12 protein-coding genes are annotated in these 14,245 nt (G+C 60.3%); 10 read left to right on the top strand and 2 right to left on the bottom strand.

All coding sequences use genetic code 11. The features are described from left to right. Window positions 1-9: 9 nt before the first annotated feature. Window positions 10-240, bottom strand: a complete 231-nt coding sequence (rpmE, locus tag QF010_RS25755) for a 50S ribosomal protein L31 (RefSeq protein WP_008149553.1) — start codon at window positions 238-240, stop codon at window positions 10-12. A 170-nt stretch (window positions 241-410) separates the two neighbouring features. Here rpmE and QF010_RS25750 point away from each other — a divergent pair, with 170 nt between their 5' ends. From QF010_RS25750 to QF010_RS25705, 10 genes are all read left to right on the top strand, one after another. Beyond that, window positions 411-2,630, top strand: a complete 2,220-nt coding sequence (locus QF010_RS25750; protein WP_033055356.1) for a primosomal protein N' — start codon at window positions 411-413, stop codon at window positions 2,628-2,630. A 166-nt stretch (window positions 2,631-2,796) separates the two neighbouring features. Beyond that, window positions 2,797-4,533: an arginine--tRNA ligase gene (gene argS / locus QF010_RS25745; RefSeq protein ID WP_033055355.1), complete on the top strand. Its 1,737-nt coding sequence runs from the start codon at window positions 2,797-2,799 to the stop codon at window positions 4,531-4,533. Window position 4,534: 1 nt separating this feature from the next. Further along, window positions 4,535-5,239 carry an SPOR domain-containing protein gene (locus QF010_RS25740; RefSeq protein WP_033055354.1) on the top strand — a complete coding sequence of 235 codons (705 nt, stop codon included), beginning with the start codon at window positions 4,535-4,537 and terminating at the stop codon, window positions 5,237-5,239. Window positions 5,240-5,471: 232 nt separating this feature from the next. Beyond that, window positions 5,472-6,002: an ATP-dependent protease subunit HslV gene (gene hslV, locus QF010_RS25735; RefSeq protein WP_007899242.1), complete on the top strand. Its 531-nt coding sequence runs from the start codon at window positions 5,472-5,474 to the stop codon at window positions 6,000-6,002. A 55-nt stretch (window positions 6,003-6,057) separates the two neighbouring features. After that, entirely contained in the window at window positions 6,058-7,398 is a 1,341-nt protein-coding gene (gene hslU, locus QF010_RS25730) for an ATP-dependent protease ATPase subunit HslU (protein ID WP_033055353.1), read from the top strand. A gap of 76 nt (window positions 7,399-7,474) precedes the next feature. Continuing rightward, window positions 7,475-7,852: a gamma-butyrobetaine hydroxylase family protein gene (locus QF010_RS25725; RefSeq protein WP_008149540.1), complete on the top strand. Its 378-nt coding sequence runs from the start codon at window positions 7,475-7,477 to the stop codon at window positions 7,850-7,852. A gap of 257 nt (window positions 7,853-8,109) precedes the next feature. Next, complete coding sequence (gene phaC, locus QF010_RS25720) at window positions 8,110-9,789, top strand: class II poly(R)-hydroxyalkanoic acid synthase (protein ID WP_429534188.1); 1,680 nt, start codon at window positions 8,110-8,112, stop codon at window positions 9,787-9,789. 62 nt (window positions 9,790-9,851) lie between these two features. After that, window positions 9,852-10,706 (top strand): poly(3-hydroxyalkanoate) depolymerase, encoded by an 855-nt coding sequence (gene phaZ, locus QF010_RS25715; RefSeq protein WP_033055350.1) that lies wholly within the window; start codon window positions 9,852-9,854, stop codon window positions 10,704-10,706. A gap of 114 nt (window positions 10,707-10,820) precedes the next feature. Next, on the top strand, window positions 10,821-12,503 hold the full coding sequence (phaC, locus tag QF010_RS25710) for a class II poly(R)-hydroxyalkanoic acid synthase (protein WP_429511322.1): 1,683 nt from the start codon (window positions 10,821-10,823) through the stop codon (window positions 12,501-12,503). Between the two features lie 27 nt (window positions 12,504-12,530). After that, the gene (locus QF010_RS25705; protein ID WP_033055348.1) at window positions 12,531-13,151 is read left to right on the top strand and encodes a TetR/AcrR family transcriptional regulator; all 621 of its coding nucleotides are present in this window, start codon (window positions 12,531-12,533) and stop codon (window positions 13,149-13,151) included. Window positions 13,152-13,409: 258 nt separating this feature from the next. Here the strand turns inward: QF010_RS25705 and QF010_RS25700 are convergent, their stop codons facing one another. Further along, window positions 13,410-14,240, bottom strand: a complete 831-nt coding sequence (locus QF010_RS25700) for a phasin family protein (protein ID WP_033055347.1) — start codon at window positions 14,238-14,240, stop codon at window positions 13,410-13,412. Window positions 14,241-14,245 lie beyond the last annotated feature (5 nt).

The following is a 14,245-nucleotide window of genomic DNA, read 5'->3' as shown; positions in this document are numbered from 1 at the left end:
TTTCGAACCTTACTCTGCTGCAGCAGCAGGTTTCTTGCCGAAAGCACCGAAACGGTCTGCGAAGCGCTGTACACGGCCGCCAGTATCCAGAGTCTTCTGCTTACCGGTGTAGAACGGGTGGCACTCGTTGCATACGTCAGTACCCAGTGGCTTGCACAGGTTCGAACGAGTTTCGAACTTGTTGCCGCAGCTGCAAGTTACTTCGATGGTTTCGTACGCTGGATGGATATCGGCTTTCATGGTGTATTCCTCAGGCTAGTGTGCCGCCACTCAACACTATTGTTGAATACCGCACATAATTAGGCCGCGGATTCTACCAGACCTTTGCAATCACGCAAGCTGTCCCTTACACCAGTCGTCTGCTAGGCTCCCGGCCTTCTTCACCGCCCCATCATCGAGAAAACAACCGCGTGCCCGACGCCATTTTGCGCCTCGCCCTGCCTTCGCCCCTGCGCCGTCTGTTCGATTACCGTGCCCCGGCCGGGGTCCTGCGTGCCCAGTTGCAGCCGGGCATGCGCCTGCGGGTGCCGTTCGGCCGACGGGAGATGATCGGGATTCTGGTGGAGGTCACCGACACCAGCGAAGTGCCGGTAGAAAAGCTAAAGCCGGCCCTGGCCCTGCTCGATGCCACGCCACCCCTGCCTCCCGCGCTGTTCAAACTGTGCCTGTGGACCTCCCAGTATTACCAGCACAGCCTCGGCGACACGTTGAGCTGGGCGCTGCCGGTGTTGCTGCGCCAGGGTGAACTGGCCGAAGCACGGCAGGAACGCTTCTGGTCCGCCGCGCCCGGTGCCAGCCTTGATGACCCGCGCATCGCTCGCGCCCCGCGTCAACGGGAGGCCCTGGCGACCCTGGCCCAGCATCCCCACGGCGTCGCCCATCAGTTGTTGAGCAAACTGATGCTGAGCAAGGACAGCCTGGATTTGCTGCTGGCCAAGGATCTGGTGCAAGTCGAAATCCGCAAGCACGCCCCCGACGCCCGCCACGAACACTGGCTGGCGCAGCCGGAACTGCCGCTCAACCCGGAGCAGCGTGCGGCCTATGAGGCGATTCGCGCCGGCTTCGACAGCTATCACGCGTTTCTGCTGGCCGGCGTCACCGGCAGCGGCAAGACCGAAGTCTATTTGCAACTGATCCGCGAAACCCTCGAGGCCGGCAAGCAAGCGCTGGTGCTGATCCCGGAGATCAACCTCGGCCCGCAGACCCTGGCGCGCTTCGAGCAGCGTTTCAATGCACGCATCGCGCTGATCCACTCGGCGGTCAACGACCGCGAACGCCTGGAAGCCTGGCTCGCCGCCCGGGACGGTGACGCCGACATTATTATCGGCACCCGTTCGGCGCTGTTCACGCCGATGAAGAACCCCGGCCTGATCATCATCGATGAAGAGCACGACGGTTCCTATAAACAGCAAGAAGGCCTGCGCTATCACGCCCGCGACTTGGCACTGGTGCGCGCACGCCAGGAAAACATCCCGATTGTCCTCGGCTCTGCCACGCCTTCGCTGGAAAGCCTGCACAACGCCTACACCGGTCGTTATGGCCTCCTGCGATTAAACGAGCGTGCCGGTGGCGCCAAACAACCGCGCTTCCTGCGCCTGGACGTGAAAAGCCGTCCACTGGACAGCGGCATTTCCGGGCCGATGCAGCAGGCCATCGGTCAGACGCTGGCCGCTGGCCAACAAGTGCTGGTGTTCCTCAACCGTCGCGGCTTTGCCCCGACCTTGCTGTGCCACGACTGCGGCTGGATGTCCGAGTGCCAGCGCTGCGATGCGCGCATGACCGTGCACCAGCGCTCCGGCGAACTGCGCTGCCACCATTGCGGCTACGTCGAACGCGTCCCTCGGCATTGCCCGAAATGCGGCAAAGTCGATTTGCGGCCTGTCGGCGCCGGCACCGAACGCGCAGAGGAACGGCTGGGGATTCTATTCCCGGACGTCCCGGTGCTGCGGGTCGACCGCGACAGCACTTCGCGCAAAGACGCCATGAATCAGCTGTTCGCGACCATTCAGAAAGGCCAGCCGTGCATTCTGGTGGGCACGCAAATGCTTGCCAAAGGGCACCACTTTCCACGGGTGACTTTGGTGTCGATTCTCGATGCCGACGGCGGGCTGTTTTCCGGCGACTTCCGCGCCAGCGAGCGCATGGCGCAGTTGATCGTCCAGGTTGCCGGACGCGCGGGCCGGGCTGAAGAGCCGGGCAAAGTGATCATCCAGACCCACTTGGCCGACCATCCGCTGCTGGTGCAACTGACTGAACAGGGCTATTTCGCCTTTGCCGAACAGGCGTTGAGCGAACGTCGCTCGGCGGGGTTACCACCGTTTGCGCACTTGGCGCTGCTGCGGGCCGAAGCGCACAAACCGGGGCAAGCTGAAGGTTTTCTTGATGAGGCGTGCAGCGAGGCCGAGCGTTTGCTGGCCGAGCAGAACCTGACCGGGATTGAACTGCTCGGGCCGGTGCCGGCTCCGATGGAACGCCGGGCCGGGCGTTATCGTGCGCAGTTGTTACTGCAAGCGACGGCCCGGGCGCCGTTGCACCGACTATTAAGCAGCTGGCTGCTGGTGTTGGAGCAGATGCCGAGTGGGCGGGCGGTGCGTTGGTCTTTGGATGTCGACCCTGTCGATCTGTATTGATTTAGAGATCGCCTTCGCGAGCCTGTTCGCGAAGAGGCCCGAATAGTCACCACATATCCATAACCTGCCCGGTATAGTTGGCAAGCCCGTCTTCGCAACGGATAATGCCCAGTTTTTCCACTAGCGCATCCAGGCGCCGCCGCGCTTGCGGTCGAAAGAGAACACCATGAAAGACACCATTCGCCAGCTGATCCAACAAGCCATCACCCAACTCGTCAACGAAGGTGTGTTGCCTGAAGGCCTGTCGCCGGCGATCCAGGTGGAAAACTCCCGTGACAAGACTCACGGCGATTTCGCCAGCAACATCGCGATGATGCTGGCCAAACCGGCCGGCATGAAGCCGCGTGACCTGGCAGAAAAAATCATCGCCGCGCTGCCGGCTGACGAAAACGTAACCAAGACCGAAATCGCCGGCCCTGGCTTCCTGAACTTCTTCCAGAACACCCAAGCCCTGGCCACTCGCCTGGACGCCGCCCTGGCCGACGCCCACATCGGCGTGCGCAAGGCCGGCCCGGTGCAGCGCACCGTCGTCGACCTGTCGGCACCGAACCTGGCCAAAGAGATGCACGTTGGCCACTTGCGATCGACCATCATCGGTGACGGCGTGGCGCGGGTGCTGGAATTCCTCGGCGACGAAGTGATCCGTCAGAACCACGTCGGCGACTGGGGTACCCAGTTCGGGATGCTGATGGCGTACCTCCAGGAAAACCCGATCACCAGCGACGAGCTGTCGGACCTGGAAAACTTCTACCGCGCCGCCAAACAACGCTTCGATGAATCCGAAGAGTTCGCAGATCGCGCCCGTGGTCTGGTGGTCAAGCTGCAAGCCGGCGACCCGGACTGCCTGGCGCTGTGGACCAAGTTCAAAGACATCTCGCTGTCGCACTGCCAGAAAATCTACGAACTGCTGAACGTCAAACTGACCATGGCCGACGTGATGGGTGAAAGCGCCTACAACGACGACCTGATCAACGTGGTCAACGACCTCAAGGCCGCTGGCCTGCTGGTCGAGAGCAACGGCGCCCAGTGCGTGTTCCTCGACGAATTCAAGAACGCCGACGGCGACCCGCTGCCGGTGATCATCGTCAAGGCTGACGGCGGCTACCTCTACGCCACCACCGACTTGGCGGCCGTGCGTTACCGCAGCGGCAAGCTGAAGGCTGACCGCGCGCTGTACTTCGTCGACCAGCGTCAGGCCCTGCACTTCCAGCAAGTGTTCCAGGTCGCGCGTTTGGCCGGCTTCGTGACGCACCCGATGGACATGGAACACATGGGCTTCGGCACCATGAACGGCGCCGATGGCCGTCCGTTCAAAACCCGTGACGGCGGCACCGTGAAGCTGATCGACCTGCTGACCGAAGCCCAGGAGCGCGCCTACAACCTGGTGAAAGAAAAGAACCCGGAACTGGCTGAAGACGAACTGCGCAACATCGCCAAGGTCGTGGGCATTGGCGCGGTGAAATACGCCGACTTGTCCAAGCATCGCACCAGCGACTACAGCTTCAACTTCGACCTGATGCTGAACTTCGAAGGCAACACCGCGCCGTACCTGCTGTACGCCTACACCCGCGTGGCCGGCGTGTTCCGCAAACTCGGCAAGGACTTCAGCGAAGTCGAAGGCCAGATCGTCCTCGAAGCACCGCACGAACACGAATTGGCGGCGAAGCTCGCGCAGTTCGGCGAAGTGCTGAACAACGTTTCCGACAAAGGCACGCCGCACATCCTGTGCACCTACCTGTACGATGTTGCCGGCCTGTTCTCCAGCTTCTACGAGAACTGCCCGATCCTCAGCGCCGACACCCCGGCGCAAATGCAGAGCCGTCTGCGCCTCGCCGCGCTGACCGGCCGCACTCTCAAGCAAGGCCTGGAACTCTTGGGTCTGGAAACTCTGGAGCGTATGTAAGTTGGCTGCCAAGAAAAAACCTGCACCCAAGCGTGGCGCCAGCCGTTACCAAGCTCCTGCAAAACAACCGATCCCGGGCTGGCTGTGGATGGCCATCGGCCTGACGGTCGGCGCGTTTATTGTGTTCCTGATGAAGCTGGAACCGGGCAAGGGCAGCGAGAGCGTCAAGCGCGAGAAGATCGAGCAGCAGAAAGCCAAGATCGTCGAGGCCAACAAGACCCCGCCGAGCCCGACTCAACCGGTGAAGCCGAAGTACGACTTCTACACGTTGCTGCCGGAATCGGAAGTCATCGTGCCGCCGGATGCCGTGCCGGAGAAAACCCTGCCGACGCCACAAGTGCCGGCCATTCCGACGACGCCGGTCACACCAGAGCAAGCGGCGAAGATCGATACCGCGCGGGCTCAGGCCGCACTGGCAGGGATTACCCCGCCGCCAGCGCCACCGGTGTCCAAAGCGGCGCCAGTGACCAAGTTCTTCCTGCAGGCCGGTTCGTTCCGCAAGGAGGCTGATGCGGACAAGGTTCGGGCGCAGATCATCTTGCTCGGTCAGGCTGTGGCGGTTGAATCCGGCACCGTGAAGGACGAAACCTGGTATCGGGTATTGGTCGGACCGTTCAGCAACCGCGAACAGCTGACCACCGCCCAGAAACAACTGGCCGGCAGCGGGTTCAGCAACCTGTTGTTACAACAACGCCAAAGCCGCTGATTTCATCTGACGTACCGCGTTATCGTTCTTCGCGGGCAAGCCTCGCTCCTACAAGGATTGCGCTATCCCGTGTAGGAGCGAGGCTTGCCCGCGAAGGCGCCAGCACCGACAACGCCCCCATCCCAGCGAAACACCGCTCGTCCCCCGCCGCGCCCTACAGTTGAAATACGCTCCACCACCCCCATATGAGTTGGCATAAGGCATTTTCGCCCCGCTGCGTGGAGACTCTCCCTTGACCACCATCGTTTCAGTTCGCCGCCACGGCAAAGTCGTCATGGGCGGCGACGGCCAGGTTTCTCTCGGCAATACCGTGATGAAAGGCAACGCGAAGAAAGTTCGCCGCTTGTACCACGGCCAGGTGATCGCCGGCTTTGCCGGGGCCACCGCTGACGCCTTCACCCTCTTCGAGCGTTTCGAAGGCCAGCTTGAGAAACATCAGGGCCACCTGGTTCGCGCCGCTGTCGAACTCGCCAAAGAATGGCGCACTGACCGCTCCCTCAGCCGCCTCGAGGCCATGCTCGCGGTCGCGAACAAAGACGCTTCTCTGATCATCACCGGCAACGGCGACGTGGTCGAACCTGAAGAAGGTCTGATCGCCATGGGCTCCGGTGGCGGTTACGCCCAGGCTGCCGCCAGCGCGCTGCTGAAGAAAACCGATCTGTCGGCCCGGGAAATCGTCGAAACCGCCCTCGGCATCGCCGGCGACATCTGTGTATTCACCAACCACACCTTCACCATTGAGGAGCAGGACCTCGCTGAGTAAGCCTGTTTTGGCCACCATGCCACGGCTCACTTTTACCTGAGGACCGCCAATTACTATGTCCATGACTCCCCGTGAAATCGTCCACGAACTCAATCGCCATATCATCGGCCAGGACGATGCCAAGCGCGCCGTCGCCATCGCGCTGCGTAACCGCTGGCGCCGGATGCAGTTGCCTGAAGAACTGCGCGTTGAAGTCACGCCAAAAAACATCCTGATGATCGGCCCGACCGGTGTCGGTAAAACCGAGATCGCTCGTCGCCTGGCGAAACTGGCCAACGCGCCGTTCATCAAGGTCGAAGCGACCAAGTTCACCGAAGTCGGCTACGTCGGCCGCGACGTTGAATCGATTATTCGTGACCTGGCCGACGCAGCGATCAAGCTGCTGCGCGAACAGGAAATGACCAAGGTTCGCCACCGCGCCGAAGACGCCGCCGAAGAACGCATCCTCGACGCCCTGCTGCCACCAGCACGCATGGGCTTCAGCAGCGACGACGCCGCACCGTCGGCCGACTCCAACACCCGTCAGCTGTTCCGCAAGCGCCTGCGCGAAGGTCAGCTGGATGACAAAGAGATCGAAATCGAAGTCGCCGAAGTGACCGGTGTCGATATCTCCGCGCCGCCGGGCATGGAAGAGATGACCAACCAGTTGCAGAGCCTGTTCGCCAACATGGGCAAAGGCAAACGCAAGAGCCGCAAGATCAAGGTCAAGGAAGCACTGAAACTGGTGCGTGACGAAGAAGCCGGTCGCCTGGTCAACGAAGAAGAGTTGAAGGCCAAGGCGCTGGAAGCCGTCGAGCAGCACGGCATCGTGTTCATCGACGAAATCGACAAGGTCGCCAAGCGCGGCAACTCCGGTGGCATTGACGTCTCCCGTGAAGGCGTACAGCGCGACTTGCTGCCGCTGATCGAAGGCTGCACCGTCAACACCAAACTGGGCATGGTCAAGACCGACCACATCCTGTTCATCGCGTCCGGTGCGTTCCACCTGAGCAAGCCGAGCGATCTGGTGCCTGAGCTGCAAGGTCGCCTGCCGATTCGTGTCGAACTCAAGGCGCTGACGCCTGAAGATTTCGAACGCATTCTCAGCGAACCGCACGCATCGCTCACCGAGCAGTATTGCGCACTGCTGAAAACCGAAGGCCTGGTGATCGAGTTCCAGCCGGACGGTATCAAGCGCATTGCCGAGATCGCCTGGCAGGTCAACGAGAAGACCGAGAACATCGGTGCCCGTCGCTTGCACACGCTGCTTGAGCGTCTGCTTGAAGAGGTGTCGTTCAGCGCCGGTGATCTGGCCAGCGCCCACGATGACAAGGCGATCCTGATCGACGCCGATTACGTCAACAGCCACTTGGGCGAATTGGCGCAGAACGAAGACCTGTCCCGTTATATCCTGTAAGAAACACTTACAGTGATGGAGGACCTGTGGGAGCGAGCTCGCTCCCACAGGGTTCTACCAAAAACGGAACGCAGTCATGACCCAACTCCCCACCGATATCAAACTGCACAAAGCCTCGAAAACCCTGTCGCTGAAATACGCGTCCGGCGAGGAACATCACCTGCCCGCCGAGTTCCTGCGCGTGCACTCTCCTTCCGCCGAGGTCCAGGGCCACGGCAAACCTATCCTGCAATTTGGCAAGATCGGCGTAGGCCTGACCAAGGTAGAACCGGCCGGTCAGTACGCACTGAAATTGACCTTCGACGACGGCCATGACAGCGGCCTGTTCACCTGGGAATATCTGTACCAGTTGGGCGTGCGCCAAGAGGATCTCTGGAACGATTATCTTGCCGAACTAAAAGCCGCCGGAAAGACCCGCGATCCGAACGAGTCCATCGTCAAGCTGATGCTCTAAATCGGGCCTTTCGCTCATTAGAAGGCATTTTCTAATTCCATCTGTTTGAATGCTCCGCTTCCTGGCCGACGATTGGCCTGCTTGCGAAAAAAATTAAACTCGGGTAACCAATGGAGCTGGCAAGGTACCTGCAGTGCTCTCTGAACTAAAAAGCAGCGATGCAGAATTAACGGTCACCCGAGCAGTAGTACCTGGCATTGGCTGTGGACTGCACAGCTGGACCCAGGTACTCGTCTCAGGACAATGGAGCGTCGTAGATGAGTAACAAGAATAACGATGACCTGAAAGTTCAGGCCTCGGAAAATACCTTGGGGCTGAATCCGGTCGTTGGACTGCGTAGAAAAGATCTGTTGGGCTCTGCCCGCATGGTGCTGACCCAGGCCATCAAACAACCGATTCACAGTGCAAAGCATGTCGCTCATTTCGGCATCGAACTGAAGAACGTGCTGTTCGGCAAATCCGCGCTGCAACCGACAAGCGATGACCGTCGCTTCGCCGATCCGGCCTGGAGCCAGAACCCGCTCTACAAACGTTATTTGCAAACTTACCTGGCGTGGCGCAAGGAGCTCCACGACTGGATCGGCGAAAGCAATCTCTCGCCCAAGGACGTCGCACGCGGGCATTTCGTGATCAACCTCATGACCGAAGCCATGGCCCCGACCAACAGTGCGGCCAACCCGGCGGCGGTCAAACGCTTCTTCGAAACCGGTGGCAAAAGCCTGCTCGACGGCCTCTCCCATCTGGCCAAGGATCTGGTGCACAACGGCGGCATGCCGAGCCAGGTCAACATGGGCGCGTTCGAGGTCGGCAAGAGCCTGGGCGTCACCGAAGGCGCGGTGGTGTTTCGCAATGATGTGCTGGAGCTGATCCAGTATCGGCCGACCACCGAACAGGTGCACGAGCGCCCACTGTTGGTGGTGCCACCGCAGATCAACAAGTTCTATGTTTTCGACCTGAGCCCGGAAAAGAGTCTGGCGCGCTTCTGCCTGCGCAACAACATGCAGACGTTCATCGTCAGCTGGCGCAACCCGACCAAGGAACAGCGCGAGTGGGGTCTGTCGACCTACATCGAAGCGCTCAAGGAAGCGGTCGACGTGGTCACCGCGATCACCGGCAGCAAAGACATCAACATGCTCGGCGCCTGCTCCGGCGGCATCACCTGCACCGCCCTGCTGGGCCACTACGCCGCGCTCGGCGAGAACAAGGTCAACGCCTTGACGCTGCTGGTCAGCGTGCTGGACACCACCCTGGACAGCGACGTGGCCCTGTTTGTCGACGAACAGACCCTCGAATCCGCCAAGCGCCACTCTTATCAGGCCGGCGTACTGGAAGGCCGCGACATGGCGAAAGTTTTCGCCTGGATGCGCCCCAACGACCTGATCTGGAACTACTGGGTCAACAACTACCTGCTGGGCAACGAGCCGCCGGTGTTCGACATCCTGTTCTGGAACAACGACACCACACGGTTGCCCGCAGCGTTCCACGGCGACCTGATCGAGATGTTCAAAACCAACCCGCTGATCCGTCCTGACGCACTGGAAGTGTGCGGCACACCAATCGATCTGAAGCAGGTCACTGCCGACATCTTCTCCCTGGCCGGCACCAACGACCACATCACCCCGTGGAAGTCCTGCTACAAGTCGGCGCAACTGTTCGGTGGCAAGGTTGAATTCGTACTGTCCAGCAGTGGGCATATCCAGAGCATTCTGAACCCGCCGGGCAATCCGAAATCGCGCTACATGACCAACACCGAGATGCCGCTCAAGGCTGAGGAGTGGCAAGAAAACTCCACCAAGCACACCGATTCCTGGTGGCTGCACTGGCAGGGATGGCAAGCCGAACGTTCGGGCAAGCTGAAGAAGTCTCCAAACAGTTTGGGCAACAAGGCTTATCCGGCGGGCGAAGCTGCGCCGGGCACCTATGTGCATGAGCGGTAATTGAAGTAACACACGTGGGAGCGGGCAAGCCTGCTCCCATACACACCTACAGGGCTCCGTGCATGCCGCAACCGTTCATATTTCGTACCGTCGACCTGGATGGCCAGACCCTCCGCACGGCGGTACGCCCCGGCAAGCCTCACTTGACGCCCTTGCTGATTTTCAACGGCATCGGCGCCAACCTGGAGCTGGTGTTTCCGTTCGTCGCGGCGCTGGACCCGGACCTGGAAGTCATCGCTTTCGACGTCCCCGGTGTCGGCGGTTCGTCGACGCCAAACCGACCGTATCGCTTTCCGGGACTGGCGAAACTCACGGCGCGGATGCTCGACTATCTCGACTACGGGCAAGTCAATGTCATCGGCGTTTCCTGGGGCGGCGCCCTCGCCCAGCAGTTCGCTTACGACTATCCCGAGCGCTGCAAGAAACTCGTTCTGGCGGCCACGGCGGCTGGCACGGTTATGGTGCCGGGCAAGCCGAAAGTCCTGTGGATGATGGCCAGCCCACGACGCTACATCCAGCCGTCTCACGTGATTCGCATCGCGCCGATGATCTATGGCGGTGCGTTCCGTCGCGATCCAACCCTCGCCGCCAGCCATGCCGCCAAGGTCCGCTCGGCCGGCAAGCTCGGATACTACTGGCAGCTGTTTGCCGGCCTCGGCTGGACCAGCATTCACTGGTTGCACAAGATCCATCAGCCAACCTTGGTGCTGGCCGGTGACGACGATCCACTGATCCCGTTGGTCAACATGCGGTTACTGGCCTGGCGGATTCCCAACGCCCAGTTGCACATCATCGATGACGGGCATCTGTTTTTGATTACCCGGGCCGAAGCAGTGGCACCAATCATCATGAAGTTTCTCGAAGAAGAACGTCAGCGTGCCGTGATGCATCCGCATCCAGCGCCATTGGGCGGCTAATCGGCCCATTGTCAGTCGGGAAGACGCAGCGCCGCGCAACAACCCGCAACAGCGTCTATGGTGTTCTGGTTCGGAGTAACTGTATTTGGCCTGAAGACGAAGGAGTGTTGATTCATGCGCGAAAAACCAGCGAGGGAATATTTGCCCACTCCCGCCGCGTTCATCAACGCACAGAGTGCGATTACCGGCCTGCGTGGTCGGGATCTGTTTTCCACCCTGCGCAGCGTTGCTGCCCATGGTTTGCGCAACCCGGTGCACACCGCCCGACACGCCTTGAAGCTGGGCGGTCAACTGGGCCGCGTACTGCTGGGCGAAACCCTGCACCCGACCAATCCGCAGGACAATCGCTTTGCCGACCCGGCGTGGAGCCTCAATCCATTTTATCGCCGCAGCTTGCAGGCCTACCTGAGCTGGCAGAAGCAGGTCAAACACTGGATCGACGAGAGCAACATGACCCCGGACGATCGCGCCCGCGCGCACTTCGCGTTCGCCTTGCTCAACGACGCCATGGCACCGTCCAACAGCCTGCTTAATCCGCTGGCGATCAAGGAGATCTTCAACTCCGGCGGCAACAGCCTGGTGCGAGGCATCAGCCACCTGGTCGACGACTTCCTGCACAACGACGGTCTGCCCAGACAAGTCACCAAGCAAGCTTTCGAGGTCGGCAAAACGGTCGCCACCACGACGGGCTCCGTGGTGTTTCGCAATGAGCTGCTGGAGTTGATCCAGTACAAGCCCATGAGCGAAAAGCAGTATTCCAAGCCGCTGCTGGTGGTGCCGCCACAGATCAACAAGTACTACATTTTCGACCTGAGCCCGCACAACAGCTTCGTCCAGTTCGCCCTGAAGAACGGCCTGCAAACCTTCATGATCAGTTGGCGCAATCCGGATGTACGTCATCGCGAATGGGGGCTGTCGACGTACGTTGAAGCCGTGGAAGAAGCGATGAATGTGTGCCGGGCGATCACCGGCGCTCGTGAGGTCAACCTGATGGGCGCCTGCGCGGGCGGACTGACCATCGCCGCGCTGCAAGGCCATTTGCAGGCCAAGCGACAACTGCGGCGGGTGTCCAGCGCGACCTATCTGGTGAGCCTGCTCGACAGTCAGATGGACTCGCCTGCGACCCTCTTCGCCGACGAACAGACCCTTGAAGCGGCCAAGCGCCGCTCGTATCAGAAAGGCGTGCTGGACGGCCGCGACATGGCCAAGATCTTCGCCTGGATGCGTCCCAACGATTTGATCTGGAGCTATTTCGTTAACAACTACCTGTTGGGCAAGGAGCCGCCGGCGTTCGACATCCTTTACTGGAACAACGACAACACACGTTTACCGGCAGCCTTGCATGGCGACTTGCTGGACTTCTTCAAACACAACCCGCTGAGTCATCCGGGTGGTCTGGAAGTGTGTGGCACGCCGATCGACTTGCAAAAAGTCAACGTCGACAGCTTCAGCGTCGCGGGCATCAATGACCACATCACCCCGTGGGATGCGGTATATCGCTCGACCCTGCTGCTGGGTGGCGAGCGACGCTTCGTGTTGTCCAACAGCGGCCATGTACAGAGCATTCTCAACCCACCCTCAAACCCGAAAGCCAACTTCGTCGAGAGCACGAAGCTGAGCGGCGACCCACGGGCCTGGTATTACGACGCCAAGCAAGTCGACGGCAGTTGGTGGACTCAGTGGCTGGGCTGGATTCAAGAACGTTCAGGCGCGCTAAAAGAAACTCACATGGTGCTTGGCAACCAGAACTATCCACCGATGGAGGCAGCACCCGGTACTTACGTGCGTGTGCGCTGACGTTCAACGAACCATTAAGAAGACTGGATGAAAACCCGCGACCGGATTCTCGAATGTGCTTTGCAGTTGTTCAATCAGAAGGGCGAGCCGAACGTCTCCACCATGGAAGTTGCCAACGAAATGGGTATCAGCCCGGGCAACCTCTACTACCACTTCCACGGCAAGGAACCGTTGATTCTCGGACTGTTCGAGCGCTTCCAGGCCGAACTGGCGCCCCTGCTCGATCCACCGGCCGATGTGGAACTTGCGCCGGAAGATTACTGGCTGTTCCTGCACCTGATCGTCGAGCGCCTGGCCCATTACCGGTTTCTGTTCCAGGACCTGTCGAACCTCGCCGGGCGCTTGCCGAAACTGGCCAAGGGCATACGCAACCTGCTCAACGCGTTGAAGCGCACGCTGGCTTCGTTGCTCGCACGATTGAAGGCTCAGGGGCAATTGGTCAGCGATACCCAGGCGTTGGGGCAGTTGGTGGAACAGATCACCATGACGCTGCTGTTCTCACTGGACTATCAGCGGATTCTTGATCGCGAGGGTGAGGTGAGATTGGTGGTGTACCAGATCATGATGCTGGTGGCGCCGCATCTGCTGCCCCCGATCAAGGTCGCGACGGAGCAGTTGGCGCTTCAATACCTCGAAGAACACGAGTGAATCAGTTGGAACCACCCCTCACCCTAACCCTCTCCCCAGGGGGTAGAGGGGACTGACCGATGTGTTCTTGGAGCTACATCGACCTGAAAGTCCACAGTCGAACTCAGGATCTGAAAACTCCCCGATTGGCTCCCTTTCCCCCTCTCCCCACTGGGGCGGTCCGACGTTTCGGGAGGGCTGGGGTGAGGGGTGGTTCTTGAAGCACAAACAAAAACGCCCGACCTTCACAGGCCGGGCGTTTTCTTGAGCCCTGAAAAATCAGGACTGACTGGTTGGCGTCGAAGGAGCTGGCGCGACAGTCGGGGTTACAGCAGGGGTCGGCGCAGTAGCGGAGTTCGAAGTGCTGACCGGTGCCGGGGTTGCCGGTTTGGCGGCAGCCACTGCTGGTTTTGGCGCAGCCGCTTTCGGAGCCGCCGGCTTTTTCACCGCTGGCTTCTTCGCTGCGGCAGGTTTGGCCGCTGGCTTGGTAGCGGGTTTGGCCGCTGCAGTTTTGGCAGCCGGTTTAGCGGCTGGTTTTGCTGCTGCTTTGACCGCTGGTTTTGCTGCTGCAGGTTTCGCTGCGGCAGTTTTGGCCGCTGGTTTGGCAGCCGGTTTAGCGGCAGCTTTAGCCAGTGGTTTGGCAGCGGACTTCGCCGCAGGTTTGGCCGCTGCGGTTTTCGCCGCAACAGGCGCCACCTTGGCACCGGTGAGTTTTTCGATTTGCTTGGTCAGGGTATCGACCTTGCTGTGCAGTGCTTTGACTTCATTGCGGCTCGGTACACCCAGGCGCGAAATGGCGCTGTTCAGACGCTTGTCGAAAGCCCCTTCCAGCTCATCCCACTTGCCCAGTGCGCGATCTTTCACGCCGCTGATGCGCGACTTGGCCGACGAAGCAGAGTCCTTGGCAGCATCAACTTTCTTGCCGACAGCGCTCTTGGTGAGCTTCTCGGCTTTCTCGCCATCTTTAACCAATGTATCGAAGAGTTTGCTGCCGTCAGTGTCGATCTTCGAGTACACGCCTAAACCAGCCAGCCAGATTTTGCGGGAGTAGTCTTCGACTTTCCCGATCCACGAGCTGCCTTCTTTTTCGGTGTTCTTTTTACCAGCCATCCCGT

The sequence above is a fragment of the Pseudomonas silensiensis genome, from assembly GCF_050434865.1.
In the GTDB taxonomy this organism is placed as follows: Bacteria; Pseudomonadota; Gammaproteobacteria; order Pseudomonadales; family Pseudomonadaceae; genus Aquipseudomonas; species Aquipseudomonas fluorescens_W.
The sequence above is the reverse complement of the archived record's forward strand: the minus strand, read 5'-3'. Positions and strand labels throughout refer to the sequence as shown.